The sequence below is a fragment of the Roseateles sp. P4_D2 genome (assembly GCF_056401875.1).
Window position 1 is genome coordinate 49,066 of sequence record NZ_JBFUIM010000016.1, and the last position, 14,403, is coordinate 63,468.

9 protein-coding genes and 1 pseudogene are annotated in these 14,403 nt (G+C 60.1%); 7 read left to right on the plus strand and 3 right to left on the minus strand.

The genetic code is table 11. From position 1 onward, the window contains the following. Positions 1-9 precede the first annotated feature (9 nt). The gene (locus AC1DW0_RS25290; RefSeq protein WP_477948736.1) at positions 10-3,093 is read left to right on the plus strand and encodes an error-prone DNA polymerase; all 3,084 of its coding nucleotides are present in this window, start codon (positions 10-12) and stop codon (positions 3,091-3,093) included. Between the two features lie 81 nt (positions 3,094-3,174). After that, positions 3,175-3,675: pseudogene (locus AC1DW0_RS25295) on the plus strand (restriction endonuclease); the annotation flags it as partial. 1 nt (position 3,676) lies between these two features. Here the strand turns inward: AC1DW0_RS25295 and AC1DW0_RS25300 are convergent. Beyond that, positions 3,677-4,990, minus strand: a complete 1,314-nt coding sequence (locus AC1DW0_RS25300) for a hypothetical protein (RefSeq protein ID WP_477948738.1) — start codon at positions 4,988-4,990, stop codon at positions 3,677-3,679. Between the two features lie 139 nt (positions 4,991-5,129). On the opposite strand from AC1DW0_RS25300, the gene AC1DW0_RS25305 reads away from it, so the two are divergent. Together AC1DW0_RS25305 and AC1DW0_RS25310 are read left to right on the plus strand one after the other, a co-directional pair. Then, positions 5,130-5,399: a hypothetical protein gene (locus AC1DW0_RS25305; RefSeq protein WP_477948740.1), complete on the plus strand. Its 270-nt coding sequence runs from the start codon at positions 5,130-5,132 to the stop codon at positions 5,397-5,399. Between the two features lie 22 nt (positions 5,400-5,421). Next, a complete protein-coding gene (locus AC1DW0_RS25310; protein ID WP_477948742.1) occupies positions 5,422-5,754 on the plus strand; it encodes a hypothetical protein in 333 nt (110 codons plus the stop codon). Positions 5,755-5,801: 47 nt separating this feature from the next. Here the strand turns inward: AC1DW0_RS25310 and AC1DW0_RS25315 are convergent, their stop codons facing one another. Then, a complete protein-coding gene (locus tag AC1DW0_RS25315) occupies positions 5,802-6,017 on the minus strand; it encodes a hypothetical protein (protein ID WP_477948744.1) in 216 nt (71 codons plus the stop codon). 288 nt (positions 6,018-6,305) lie between these two features. On the opposite strand from AC1DW0_RS25315, the gene AC1DW0_RS25320 reads away from it, so the two are divergent. The 3 genes from AC1DW0_RS25320 to AC1DW0_RS25330 all read left to right on the plus strand — a co-directional run bounded on the left by AC1DW0_RS25320 (position 6,306) and on the right by AC1DW0_RS25330 (position 12,341). After that, positions 6,306-8,255, plus strand: a complete 1,950-nt coding sequence (locus AC1DW0_RS25320; RefSeq protein ID WP_477948746.1) for a tetratricopeptide repeat protein — start codon at positions 6,306-6,308, stop codon at positions 8,253-8,255. 1,091 nt (positions 8,256-9,346) lie between these two features. Then, positions 9,347-11,584 (plus strand): hypothetical protein, encoded by a 2,238-nt coding sequence (locus tag AC1DW0_RS25325; protein WP_477948748.1) that lies wholly within the window; start codon positions 9,347-9,349, stop codon positions 11,582-11,584. 46 nt (positions 11,585-11,630) lie between these two features. Next, on the plus strand, positions 11,631-12,341 hold the full coding sequence (locus AC1DW0_RS25330) for a hypothetical protein (RefSeq protein WP_477948750.1): 711 nt from the start codon (positions 11,631-11,633) through the stop codon (positions 12,339-12,341). An 88-nt stretch (positions 12,342-12,429) separates the two neighbouring features. On the opposite strand, the gene AC1DW0_RS25335 is transcribed toward AC1DW0_RS25330, so the two are convergent. Continuing rightward, complete coding sequence (locus AC1DW0_RS25335) at positions 12,430-14,289, minus strand: TnsD family Tn7-like transposition protein (RefSeq protein ID WP_477948752.1); 1,860 nt, start codon at positions 14,287-14,289, stop codon at positions 12,430-12,432. Positions 14,290-14,403 lie beyond the last annotated feature (114 nt).

Here is a 14,403-nt window from a genome sequence, read left to right on the forward strand (position 1 = left end):
GGTGCAGCGGTGATTCCGAAATACGCCGAACTGCGCTGCATCTCGAACTTCACGTTCCTGCGCGGAGCCAGCACAGGTGAAGAATTAGTCCGGCGCGCCAAAGAGCTGGACTACGAGGCCGTTGCCATCGCAGACGAGTGCAGCATGGCCGGCATCGTCCGCGCCCACACCGCGGCGAAGGAAGCCGGCATCAAGCTGCTTGTCGGCAGTCAGTTCGAGGTGCGCTCCGACACGCCTTTCAGCTTCGTTGTGCTGGCCGCCAATCGGAACGGCTACGGCAACCTCTGCGAATTCATCACCCACCTGCGCCGTCGGTCGGAGAAGGGCACGTATCACCTGGACCTGGCCGAGATCGACAGCAGCACGCTGGCCGACTGCGTCGTCATTGCCGTTCCGGATCGCAAATGCACGCAGGCGCAGATGGAGAACATCGCTCGCTGGCTGTTGATGCACTGGACCGGCAATTGCTGGTTGGGATGGGAGCAACTTCGTCGCATTGACGATGAAGTCCAGCTGTACAGGCTGCGGCAGTGCAGCGAGTTGACGGCGGTGCCCATCGTTGCCGTGGGTGATGTCCACATGCATGTGCGCTCGCGCAAAGCGCTGCAGGACGTGCTGACCGCCACTCGGCTCAGGATGCCTGTCACCGGATGCGGCCTGAAGCTCCGGCAGAACGCTCAGCAGTACCTCCGTACGCGTCGCGTGATCGCCGAGCGCTGCCCGCCCGAACTGATGGAAGAGACAGTACGGGTGGCTGACCGGTGCAATTTCAGCCTGGACGAGATCAAGTACCAGTACCCAGACGAAGTCGTGCCCGAGGGCCACACGCCGATTAGCTACCTGCGCCAGATCGTCTACGAAGGCGCCGGCCGGCGCTGGAAACGCGGCGTCCCCGCGGAGGCGCAGGCCCAAATCGAGCACGAGCTCGCTCTGATCGAGGAGCTTCGCTACGAGCACTACTTCCTCACCGTCTACGACATCGTGGCCTTTGCGAAGTCGCAGGGCATCTTGTGCCAGGGGCGCGGCTCTGCGGCCAACAGCGTGGTCTGCTACTGCACCGGGGTGACGGAGGTCGATCCGCTGCGCAGCTCGATGCTCTTTGAGCGGTTCATCTCCCGTGAGCGTGGGGAGCCGCCGGATATCGACGTCGACTTCGAGCATGAGAGGCGTGAAGAGGTCATCCAGTACTTGTATCGAAAGTACGGCCGAGACCGGGCTGCGCTGACGGCTGTCGTCGCGAGCTACCGCCCCCGCAGCGCGCTTCGCGACGTGGGCAAGGCGCTTGGACTTGATGAGGCCACGCTGAAGATCCTGAGTGCGGGCGCCGGTGGCTGGGAATTCGAGTTGACCGACGACGTCCTGGTGGAGGCCGGGCTGGATCCGGGCAGCCTGCTGGTCAGGCAGCTCCGCACGATCACCGAGCAGCTGCTCGGTTTTCCGCGGCATCTTGGGCAGCACACGGGTGGCTTCGTGCTGACTGCCGGCCAACTGAGCCGCATCGTGCCCATCGAGAACGCGGCGATGGAAGACCGCACCGTGATCCAGTGGGACAAAGATGACCTGGATCTGATGAACCTTCTCAAGGTTGACGTGTTGGCTCTGGGCATGCTGACCGCCGTCCGCAAAGCTTTGAAGAGCATCGGCGATCGGTTGGGCTACGACTTCGAATGGCAGGACATCCCGGCTGACTGCGCCGAGACCTACGACATGATCTGCAAGGCAGACACGGTCGGCGTCTTCCAGATCGAGAGCCGTGCGCAGATGTCCATGCTGCCGATCCACCTGCCGCGGTGCTATTACGACCTGGTCGTGCAGGTCGCGCTGGTGCGGCCTGGGCCCATCGATGGCGGCACGGCCAAGCGATATATCCAACGCCGCAACGGCCTCATGCCTGTCGACTACCCGACCCCAGAGATCAAGCTGGCACTGGGCCGGACGCATGGAGTGCCCATCTTCCAGGAGCAGGCCATGCAGCTGAGCATCCTGGCCGCGGGATTCACGCCCGGCGAGGCTGATCGTCTGCGACGCGGTATGGCTGCCTGGCGGCGAACCGGGTCGTTGGACGAGTTCGAACCTCGGATCATCGTCGGCATGCAGGAGCGTGGCTACACGGAGCTGTTTGCGCGAAGCGTCTTCGAACAGATGAAAGGCTTCAGCTCCTATGGGTTTCCTGAGTCCCACGCAGCCAGCTTCGCGCTGATCGTGTGGGCGTCTTGCTGGATCAAGCGCCACTACCCGGCGGAGTTTCTGTGCGCGTTGCTGAACTCTCAGCCAATGGGCTTCTACAGTCCTAGCCAGCTGGTCCAGGACGCGCGCCGCCACGAGGTGGAGGTGCGTCCCATCGACGTGCTGCACAGCGATTGGGACTGCACGATGGAAGACATCGCGCATCAGCCGGCCGTGCGGTTGGGTATGCGGCTTGTCGACGGATTGAAGCAGGCGTCAGCAGAGCGCATCGTCGCGGCGCGCGCGAATGGGTTCTTTAACAACGCGGAAGAGTTGGCCAGACGCGCCGACCTGGAGCAGCTAGATGTGCGTCAACTCGCAGCGGCGGACGCGCTGTTGAGCCTGTCCGGCCATCGGCGGAACCAGGTCTGGGATGCCGCTGCGTTGCGCAAGCCCCCCGAGTTGCTGAAGGACGCCGCAATCGACGAGGTCGAAATCGAGCTTCGCGAAGCTACCGAAGAGGAAGCCGTGCTGTGGGATTACCGTACGACGGGCCTGACGCTGCGCAGTCATCCCCTGGCGCTGATGCGCCACAAACTCAAGAAATATGCCACGGCAGGCAAGCTGGACAAGGTACCCGACGGCACACGCATTCGCTATTGCGGCTTGGTGACGCTGCGCCAGAGCCCGCCGACCGCCAAGGGAGTTCTCTTCGTCAGCCTAGAAGACGAGACCGGCATGGTGCAAATCATTGTGTGGCCCAGCGTGAGAGATGAATATCGCGAAGTCCTGTTGAAGTCACGATTCCTCGGCGTCACTGGCAGGTGGCAGCGCAAAGGCGACGCCTGCAGCTTGATCGCTGACGATGTGGTTGACCTGTCAAAGATGCTTGGCGAACTGCCGATAGAGAGCCGAGATTTCAAATGACCGGAAACCTTAAGGCAACATCAAGCCCAATCTCCTTCGAAGCGCCACGCTGACCATGCATACCCCGCCAACCTTACCCCTGCTGAGTTCGAGCAACATGTTCGCGATTGGTTGTCTAACGCTGGCGCTGGGCTGATCGACCTTCGCGTCACGAGGCTTGAAACCGTCGTAGGCGACGGAGGCGAGTACGAGATGGACGTGGTCGCCAGGTTCTCGGCCCTCCACGACGCCGAGTTTGTGGTTTTGGTGGAATGCAAGCATCACCGCAACCCCATCAAGCGTGAGGCCATCCAGGTCTTGGAATCGAAGCTCAGAGATACAAAGGCGCACAAAGGAATCGTGGCCGCGACGAGTAGCTTTCAGTCAGGCGCGCTCGAATTCGCGAAGACACATGGAATCGCCACGCTCTGGGTTTCAGACGCAGGCAGTGGATACATGACGCGCTCCATGGACGCCTGCCGTCCGGACCAGACCCCTGGTCACGCCGTGGCTTGGCTCTGTCAGCCCACTGACACAGGCTATACGCTCACGCGCGTCGACCTTGACAGAAGTGCGGGCCTACGCGCCTGGCTGCAAAGCTAGATCACGCGACGACGGACTTCGGAGGACGGTGCCGACTTACTTCGATATGGCATCGCCCGAAGTTCATGTGGCCGCGGATGCGTTCAGCTGCCTCGTGGTCAAACTGCGTGATGTCCTCGATCGCTTCAGCCAAGGCCGCTCTCGCAGCTGATCGCCACTCGAGGACCGGAGCGGGTTGGGGCTCTTGAGCCCGGATACCGCCCGCGGCGTCGCACGCTGCCTTGGCCTCAAGCACCGCCTCTTGGCTGCCAAACCTGGTCCAAAGCGAGCTACGCACCTGGTCCGCGACGGCGAGTTCCTCGTCCGGCTCGAAAATGCTCGATTCGATCCAGACATCGAAGATCCTCAAGGTCAGCCCAAACGGCTTCTGCTCAGCCTCTGGAGAGCCGCTTGGACCGACCATGACGCAGCTGTCGTCGAGCTGTGGGTTGTCTCGAGACAGCTCTGACGTCAAGGCAGGCAGACCTGCTGCTTTCCATGCCGTCCAGTAGGCTTCGCCGATCGCGGCCAACCAGGCTTGCACGGCCGCAGGCATGGCGCCCGCATCGGAGACGTAACGCTTCCCCGTGGCCAGCGCGGCCTGGTGGGCCGCGACCACGTTGTCCGCTCCGAAGTGGCGGTCCAAGACCTTCCTTGCGACCTCGCGAGCAGCAGCCTCGTTCTCGACACTAAAGGGGCTTAGCTCAAACCAAAGGGCGTACGGCGTGGGTGATTCCATCGAGCGCGGTGCAGCGAGTTCGGTGCGAGCGGCCGGCCGCAAGGCGTTGCCATTTCCGCGGCCGAGGCCGTACCAGATCTCCAGTGCCTCGCGACGCCGATCCGCCAGGAACTCTGCGTAGTGCTGTTCGCCCATCTCGCGCTTCAGGCGCGCGCACTCGTCAGCAAAGCTGGATGACTCGACCGCCTCCCACACGGGCACGCAACCCATGTCGATGTCGGGGTGGAGAGTCAGACCTAGGCCGGACGAGTGCACCGCCTGAGCCGACGCGCCTTCATCGGTATTCATGGCCCAGTTTGCGCGCCATGGCGCTCTAAGGTCGCTCTTGCAAGAAGAGAAGTCTGTGTAGCCCAGCTCACGCCACAACTGCAAAAGCTGACGACGCAACTCGCCCTGGAACTCGGCGAAGCCGGCTTCCCCCATCTCGAGAAGGAGTTCCTTCTCTCGGCTTTTGGACACTTCGGCGGACCAAGAGACCCACAAGATGTCGTCGTACTCGAGCTCGAAACTCAGGCCGGACCGGTGCCATGCAGTCGGTAGGTCGTCGCCCGTGTCGTCGATCTCCCAGTCCTGACGCCAGGATGTTTGCGAGTTCATGAGGCCACCTTGCTGCGTGCAGTTGAAGTCTAGGCAGGCCTCTAACGGCGCTCAAACCCAGCTTGCAAACAATACTGTACACGCATACAGTAATTGCACGCAATCCCATGTGCGGCGCACCGAATCAAGGAGGGTAGAGATGCTGTTGAACCTGAACGATCCCGCAAGCATCTTGGCGTGGTGGAAGGTACTTCCTGAACGGCATGACAGCTTTCTGACCTACAAGCTCCGCGCCAGCCCCGAGTTCGCGCCCGCTATCCTGGAAGCGCAGCGGCGAATCGCCGATGACCCTGAGTTGCGCGACCTCCTGGTCCAGACCGAGCATCAGCGCCGCCAGGCCGAAACTGGCTCAACGAACGGACATCTGCCAGGGCAAGAAGTGACGCGAGCAGAGTTCGCAGTCGCCTGACTACGACGGTTGAAGTCACACCATGTCGCACACTCAACTGCTGGCAGACCTCGAGAGATGGCCTGCTGATTGGCGCAACGACTGGGAGATTAAGGAGCACAGCAAGCCCATGCCGCAAGCTTGGCACCGCAGCGGCCTGTGCTTCTTTTTCGAATTCGAGCAGATCGACGAGGAAGGCAATTGGGGATGGGTGCTTTGGGACGACGACATTTCTGCGAGCCGTCTGGATGAATTGCGCGCGGAGATGGGAGATGAACCGTTTACCAAGTTCTGGTCTCTACTCGGTCGTCAGGCCAAGGCGCGCTGGAACGAGTTCGGCTTCAACGACTGGTCGATGCGAAAGGGCTCGACGTAGGCACAGGCCCAGTTGCGCCTAGACCCATAGGAGGCCTGTCTCATCGCTCAGACTCCGCCAGCGATACGACGCTTTAGACCGTCTCGGTACAGCATGGCACCGATCGCGACCAACACCGTTTCGTCATCCTCGGTCAGGTGATCTGCAGCCAACTTCATCCAAGCTGCCAAACGAGTCATGGCATCGTCGGGAGTTGATCTGTCTCCTTGAAGCTCAAGTACTTCTGCGCCCGCTTCGAAGCGCGCGATCAATGGGTGGATCATTGGCTTTCATCCTTCAATCAAAGACAGCGTTGAGAAGCCGGAGAGCCACTACTCCACCATTGCGATCTGCAGCTTGAGGAGGGGAACGGAACCGGACGCGTCAACGGGTCGTCAGCTGCAAAGAAACGTTACTTCTCTTGAACCCATCGAAGTTGTAGACCACAGATCGAGAAATTTCATTCGAATCGAGTAAATCCCCAAAAAGGAGGATGCGAAGTCACCGGTCGGCCAAGACACTTTGACTCGCATCACGGCGAGGCGAGCGCTCTGCCTCTTTGCGGAGTCGACATGTCCATCCTACGAAGGCGTAGCAAAGCCAACCTACCGAATGCGAAAACGCTTCGGCGAAACGGCGTGACCGGGAGAGTCGGGTACCACCCGTCAGGAGCTCAGAAGGAGACCGCGCTGGAACGCTGCGGCACCTGGGCGGAACAAGCTCGCAAGCTCCTTGTGAACTTCGCAGCAGCGCTGGCAGCGCTTCTGTTCGTCCTTCTGGGGTGGCAGCAGATTCGAGGCGCGATTGATGCAGATGTGGTCGAAATCCTGCCTTTTGAAATGGGGGAAGACCAGGTCAAGCGAGGCGCTACCGGCGCCGCATTAGCCGCGGAAGTCGCGACTAGTCTGCGAGCGATGTCTCGTCCTGTGCACGACGGGCGCCGGGCTGCGAAACCAGAAATGCAGGCAGCTGCATTCGCACTAGTAAACGGCGGCAACAGCGTAGACATCCAGATTCCTGGTGCCGGCTTTGGCTTCAAGGATCTGATTCGGGCCGTGCAGGCTGGATTCGCAAGGCGTCGCTTCGAAGTGTCAGGCAGTGTGCTGGAGACTTCAGAAGGCCTGAGAGTCAAGATCCAAGTGAACAGGGTCGACGGTAGCTCTCAAGGCAAGGCCAGCGTGGAGACCGGCATGTCTGCTGACAGTCTCGCCGAAGGTGTCGCTCGATTCGTCGCCTATGAAGTCAACCCGCAAGCCCTGGTCCGGCACGAGTTGACTGCAGAGCGGTACCGCTGCACACAGATGCCGCCGTGTGATTTTTCTACAGGGATCAGCCTTGTTCAACGTCTCATTCGGGAGGGCGACACGAAGACTGTTGCCTTTGCCTACCTCGCATGGTGCTATGCGCTTGCCGGCAAAGGCAAGGCGGAGGAATCTGTCGAAAAGTGCAGGTTCTCAGCTCAACTCGATCCCAAGAACGACATCGCGTTCAGAAATTGGGGCATTGCCCTGAACCATGCCGGTAGGTTCTCCGAGGCGGAGGAAAAGTTTCGAACGTCAATGCGATTGCGCCCCAAGAATCCGGAAGCGATCTTCGGGCTTGGCGACGCCCTGTGGATGCTCAAGCGACCCGAAGAGTCGCTGGCAGCTTTTGATGCCGGCGCTCGTTTGGCGCCACCCGCTGACTGGCCGCTCGTTAGCTGGGGCAGCAGGCTACTGAGCCGAAAGCAACTGAGCGAGGGAAAAGAAAAACTGCAGATGGCAGTGGAACTGAACCCGCTGAATGTCGAGGCTTGGCAGATCCTCGCCGCGGCGTACTCGCAAGCCAACGAGTCGGACGCCGAGCTTGCAGCTGGGCGTGCGGTGATCGAACTGGCCCCCAAGGAAGCCCATGGCTACGTGATGGTTGGAGTGACGTTGAATGAGCTGGAGCGCTATGCAGAAGCCATTCCGATGCTCGAGCACGCCGAGAAGCTCGCGGAGAAGCCGACGGACAAGCTTCTCATCGGGCTGGGTCTGGGCTATGCGTTTCTTGAGTCAAAGCAATACGAGAAATCCATCGCTGCCTATCGAAAGAGCAGGGACGCCCAGCCGATGGCGGACGCCTATGAACATGTTGGGACGGCTTTGTCTTACCTAGGTCGGGATGCGGAAGCCCTTGCCGAGTACGAGCAGGCCCTCAAACTTGAACCGGATCGGGACGGTGCGCTCGTCAACTGGGCGGACTCCTTGCTCACCCTCCACCGATACGCGGAGGCACTGGACAAAAGCAGCCAAGCCATCGAGATAGCCAAGAAAAAGGGGGAAAAGCAAAAGATCGGCTACATCAACCGAGCCCATGCCGAGCTCGCGCTGAACCAACTAGATGCCGCCATCGCGGACTATAGGATCGCATCCGAAATCGACCCGAGCTTCGCAGACGCGTTCCGCGGCTGGGCGAAGGCCCTCGACAAGCAGGGACGGTCAAACGAGGCGTCAGAAGTACGCCGGCGCGGTCATATCGACACAGCGGACAAGAAGTAGCACGCAGCTCCGTGGGATATCTTCCGAGCGACATAGCCGCTATCTGATGTCGCCATCTGGAAGTCAGAACGCGGAAGCTGCAATCCAGGGGAGGTGCATATTCCGACGCGACCTGAGCACCAGGTCCAGCGTCTTCTGAGCATCGAATCCGGCGCCTGATGACCACCTTGTCTAGAGGTGTCGTGCAGGGCAGCGTGTCCGGCGACTTGACCACTCGGCCCACCTCCGAGTGCTGAGATGCTGACTGCTTCAGGCTGATATCGTTCGCGGTTCTACGCCTAAGCGGCCGCTGCCACCAAAACCGGCCACTGGGGTTCGCAGCGCCTGACCGGCCGCTTCGCCGTTCTAACCAGTTGCTTCGACAGCTCAACTCGTGGTGCTCCCGCAGCCGTAGCTTTCAAAGCTAGCAATGGACTTCTCAACTCGCCGTTTGAGATATCAGAATCACGCGGTCGAGCCGCACGAACGGCCCAGTCGTTCTCGTACGGCGCCGGGAGCCAGAGGGAATCGGGGAGCCCTAACGCACCACGTACTGCACGTCCGGTTTCGACCGTGGAAGGTTATAGAAGTCTCAGGACAGGCAAACAGCAGCGGTCGTTAAGCTAGATCATCAATTCGAAGACCGAACCGTACGCCGTGAGGGCGTCTAACGATTCATGGGAGGGCACAACATGCTGCTAGCTAGGGTGCGGACGCTGTTCACCTCATTGATCAGTGTTGGGTTCGCTGCACTGCACACGTTCCTCGTGGTTGCTGTTTCAGCAATGCCAGATTGGAAAGAGCTTTTTGACGTCAGCTCCCACCAATACCTCGGTGCGAGTTGCGTGGCCTTCCTGATTGCGTTCGCAGTCTTATCGCCACATAGACGGATGGCTCTTGCCTTGACGATCCTTGCGACTTGGATCGCGTCGAGGCTGAGCCAGCAAATACAGATCAAGATTGACCTGATGGTGGTTTGGTTTTGCGCAAACGTACTAATAACCGTCGCAGTAGAAATCGTTCGACAGAACATCGCGACAGTCCTGGAGGTGCGTAGGACCGACTCAGGCTACTTACGCAAGCTTGCTTCCGCTCTCTTGTACTGGTCGCCGATGATCGTCTTCGTCGCGATCGGAGGGCAGCTGCATTCACTGCTCGTAGGAGTCGCCGAGAAGGTTGTCTTCGACACCACGCCGATCGACCGCTATTGCACAGCCACTGGCGGGGCGCTCCCCTGTGATGAGGTCTTCAATGCGAACACTGAGCCGACTCATCGCCCCCTAAGTCAAAACATCGAGATCTACTGGGAGGAGAGATTTCGGGCATGGCAAAAACACGTCATTGCGGAGGTGGGGAGCCTAGGGGACGAAAAATTCAATCTTGAGAACCGGCCTAGCTTGAACACGGTCCTGAAGAAGTATTTGGCAACCCCCGACGTACTCGGGCTCCGCCTTGTGGACGACCGCATCGAAGAAGAAGTGCTACTTGGATCAGACCCCGTGACTCAAAGACTGAGAGCGACTAGGGCCGAGCTACAACGACCGCATGAGCCAGTCCAGCAGGCGCTGCCAAATCCGAATATCGGGGGATGGCTGCAGTACGTCAACGTAAACGAGATCATCGCCTACCTTCGCAAGGAAGAACTTGCACGAGTCGAAGAGCAACTGAAGGCACAAACAGCACTGGTTCTCGGAGGCAAGCACCCTCCCATCATCACAAACCAAGAGGCCAGCGAGTCCGCAGTAATCCAGCTCAAGAAGCAGATGGCCGGGGCCGTCTCGACGGTTGCGTTGCCAGGCATTGAGCCTGGTCTCGCACCGCCGGCGGCAGCTCGCGCAAGGGCAATCGCAAAGTTGCTGATCTACTCAGAACAGGTACGTCGTCAGACGCTTGGTGTCGCGCTGGCGGTTGCAAACCATGTGCCCCGCGCTGAAGGCCAATATTCGGCGATTGGCATACCAAGTATGTGCAGCTTCGAGGCCAAGAGTCGTGAGGTGGTGTCTCAGGAGGTCGACGGGGAGCCAGCAGCAATCAATGTCGGTTCCTTCCCGTGCGAGTCAAGGCTCGTCGCGGGGCGCCACGGGCAGGTGATTCCCCAGCCTATGCGGACAAGCATTGAGCTTTCCATTGACAAGTGGGAAGCGCGAAAGCTGGACGATTTGGAGCATTCCACCGTCACAGCCCTTCTGAATGCGGACAAGGGAGAACAAATTGCCGGCGAGCAGGCGCAAGCGCTTGAAGCTTCTAGGTTTCGCAGGATCGCGCTCGGTCGAAAGCCCTGCTGTGCTTTCTTCGGGCAAGTACAGAACGCTGCTGCGGAGTTCTTGGAGGAGCGGTACGAGTCAACCCGACGCTCGGCAGGACAAGCTTTCGTAGACGGTGCGGACGCTTCGCGGAAGGCTGTCGGCACGTTGTCGGATCAGGCGATCTTTGCGCTACGTAATCAGGGCAGCCGAGAGATACGTCATGCCGCAGCTGATTTGCGAAAGGCGCTCGGTCTGGCGGAGAGCACGGCGTGGGCGGTTGACACCGTATTGCTTGTCCTTGTTTGCCTGTTGCTTGCAAAGAGCCTTCTCTACACGATGTCGTTGAAAGTTTTCGCGCTTAAGACTCCATCGAGTGTTCGCGTTCGCCTTGATTCGAGCGCAGGGGCAGTGGGGGAAGGGCCAAAGATTGCCGGGAGCGCGGCCTCATCGACTGTGCTTCGGTTCGACGATGTGACGTCCACGACGCCTCTCGTGACCAGAGAGTTTCTTGATGGGCAAGTCCAATACGCTGCTCGTTTGCCGCCTTGGCCTTTCAGCAGCTTGATTGCGCGCTTGCTGCATTTCCGCTACTACGGCTTCAACGTTGGAGGCCCCATGAGCGACGCGATCGTCCGGTGGAATGCTGGCGAGGGGCGCTACATAGTTGATTGGCGACTTGCACCCGGCGAAAAGGTAGTGTTTTCCTATCGGTATTTCATTGGAGCGTCTCGCCATATCCGCCTTTACAGCCACATTAGCTTTAGGCTTGACACAATGCTGTTCGGGCGGTTCATCTTTGCTGTCGCAGAGGCACCTCCGGATCGTCCCGCACATCTTTTGCTAGCGTTGGAAAGCTTGAATCCGACTGAAGACGTATGTCGGACCGGAAGTACCGTGATGGTCGAGAGACTCGCGGCGTGGAACGCGGGCATTCGTTTTCAGGCGACGATTACGCCCCACCTAAGCTCCGTATACCTGGACCCTTTTTCGCTGGTTCGAGTGCCTCAAGCCTTTCCAGGTGCCATGCTGATTGACACTCGACCCGTGCGAGCAGGGTTTTTCGGCATCTTTCGATACGCATTGCGGGCACTGTCGCCATTCTGATGGGGCCGGGTCGAGAAACGGCGAGCGCATCGCGCCTCGTCTGCTGGTGCTCGAGGTCCGCGGGCGCGAAGGCCCGGACGGGCCACCGATCGCTTGGGTATTTGTCGAGCGCGAAGAGACCAGCAAGAGCTATGAGGGTGTCGTTTATGAAGCCTCGATCCGGCTCAACTTCGAGATCATTCAACCGACGCATTCCTTCAGGGAAGGGGGCAAGGGCTATTTCACAGGCTCCTACTCCAAGTCCTACGGCGGCCAGCCCTATGTTTCGTTGACGTCTGGTGTGATGCAGAGCGGTGCCGTTTTCCTGGACCTCCCTGGCTTGGAGGGCAATCGGATTGGCACGTATCTGATGAACCAGATCGTGCTGTGGACGAAGCAGTGGCCCGATGCAAGCGTGAATCCCATCAAGCTGATCTCGAGTCAAGCGCGCGGTGAAAACAAGCAGCGCCGCAATCGCTTCTACGAGCAGTTCGGTATCGAGTTCGACTACAGCAGTTCAGCGCAAGAAGAGGGAGTCTCCCGGGTGATGCTTGCAGCCTCGTTGGTGGAAGTCGATGCGTGGAAGGCAAACATCGCGGAGCTCAACGTCCGCGACTACGTCGGCGACATTCTCTACCAGTGCCAGCGTCAAGCCGCGAACTCGTGCAGCGGCAGCGGAACGATGAGGAGTGGACTGAGTACTGGCGCAAAGCGAATGCCAGGCCCGTCCGCTGGGCCATGTCGAAGGTTTTCCAGCGGCTGTCGTTTTTTCCAATGACCGTCATGGCACTCGCGGCCGTAGTTGCTTGGAAACTCTTGGCCGTAGCTTGAGTGGCGGCCTGGCCAACGATTGCTTCGCGGATAGGTCAGCGCCGCGGACGTCCGACGACGTCAAAGATGGCGGCGCGAGTCAGCGGAAGTTTGTCGAGTTGATTCAGCTTCGCCTTGAGGTCAGGCAGGCGTTGATAGAGGTAAACCAATCGAATGTGACGCTGCGGAGCTTCCTCCACTAGCGACAGAGCCACGCGGCGTACCGAATCTGCCAGCGCTACGTCTCTGTGGTCCCAATCAATCCGGACGGCCGCCACACGGACGGCGCGGCTCATGGATGCGGTCCTCGCGGCCAGCCAGTCCCGATCATTTCGATAGAGCCAGGCATAGGTGGCTGGCTCCAGCATTCGTGCCGCCTTAACGCCTGAGTTTGGATTGGCCGAAGTGACGCGGTCCCATAGCCGGCGACTCCTCAGCTGCAGTGTGCTGAACTGCGCGCGCTTCCATGCGTCGTGCAGCCCAACTTCAGTTCGAAGTAGGTTCGTGATCGTCTCTACAGACACCGAAGCGACTTCGGCCGCCCGCTGCTTCGAGACGCCTTTGCGCAGGAGTGAAACTAGACGACGTCTCCCGTCTTCCTTGAGAACCTTGGGACGCCGAGCGATCTGAATTCCTTGGGATGCCGCCCACGCCATTCCAGTCTTGACGTCCACTCCAATCGAACGAGATGCACCGCTCACTGAAGCGCCGGAGGCGAGGAGGTCGAGCAGCCGCTGCCTGCGCGCATCACCTTCTGTAGGGTCACCCTTGGCGATCGATCTCGGGACAGGTGCCTGTAGGCATTCGCCGCTCATCGCCGATCGATAGCAAGCGATGAACTCATCGAAGTCGGCGAACAACCAAGCGGCGATGGCGGCGTATCGAATGGGGTGAACCCCTGATCTCTCCTTGCCAACAAGCCGGGCGACCTCGGCAGCCGCTGTGACTTCGGTGCTGGGCAGGCCTCGCAGTTGGTCAAGAGAGGCGAGAGCGGAGGAAAACTCCGCAAACCGCTGTCCCGCCGCTCGATGCGCGAGTCGATCGCGAGTGGGGCCGGCCAGCAGCTGCTGCGACCTCAGAGCTGACCTGAATGTCAGCCGAAGCTTGGCCGGCGAAAACGCACCGGCGTAGGTGACGAGGCCGGAGATCATCGCCGCCAATTGAAGTGCTTTCTTTGGAACCGGATCGCCAGGCACCGGGGCAAACTGCTTAGCACTTGGCAGAACCCAGTGAAACCGACGTGCCCCGGTAGCCTTCAGGTCGGAAGCAGAGAGCCAGCATCCATGTCGGCGGCAAACCCAGATGCCTGGTATCTGATGTTCGCGATGCCAATAGGGAGTGCCTGATCGAGTTCTGTCTTCATCCATGCAGGCCATGCACGCCTTGAGGGGATGGTTGGCGCGGAAGCGGCTGGTCAGCAGGCCGAGCTGGAACTTCAACGCGCCCGCAGAGTTCGCCGCTGCTGCCGTGATGGCCGCGTCTGCGAGGTCCGGGCTCGCAAACCTCAAGTACAGAGGCAGAAGAGTGTGGGACTCAACGATCTCCCTGACCGTACCCAGCTCAGGGCCGGCTACCCGGCAGAAATAGTCAAGCCTGGCGGGAAAGTCATGCGCACTTCCCTGTCGTCGGTGGCCGAAGAGTGCCTTGCAAGTGGACTCGGAAAGGCGGTTTCCCGACAGAGCGTGATAGCGGCTGCAGAGGCTAAATAGAGTCTCGTCCGGAAGCCATGAAATTGGGAGTGCGGGGTGCAGGTGGTGCACGGCCGGCGGCTTACCAGATCCTCCAAGCGCGGGCGCCAGATCTGGCCAATCGGCGAGCTCGCGCAGCGGGCGCCATTGTTGCCACCAGCCGATCCTGAGCCCGCACCCGGCGAAGCAACCAAATCCCAACCGCAACAAGCCCCGCAGAGAGCACACAGAACGGCACGACCATACGCGTGCCAGGCCACGGCGCGAAGGCGAACAACGCGCTGTGCACAGACAGCAGGAGCATGGTGTAGCCCGAGTACCGCTCGATGCTGATCTTGGCTT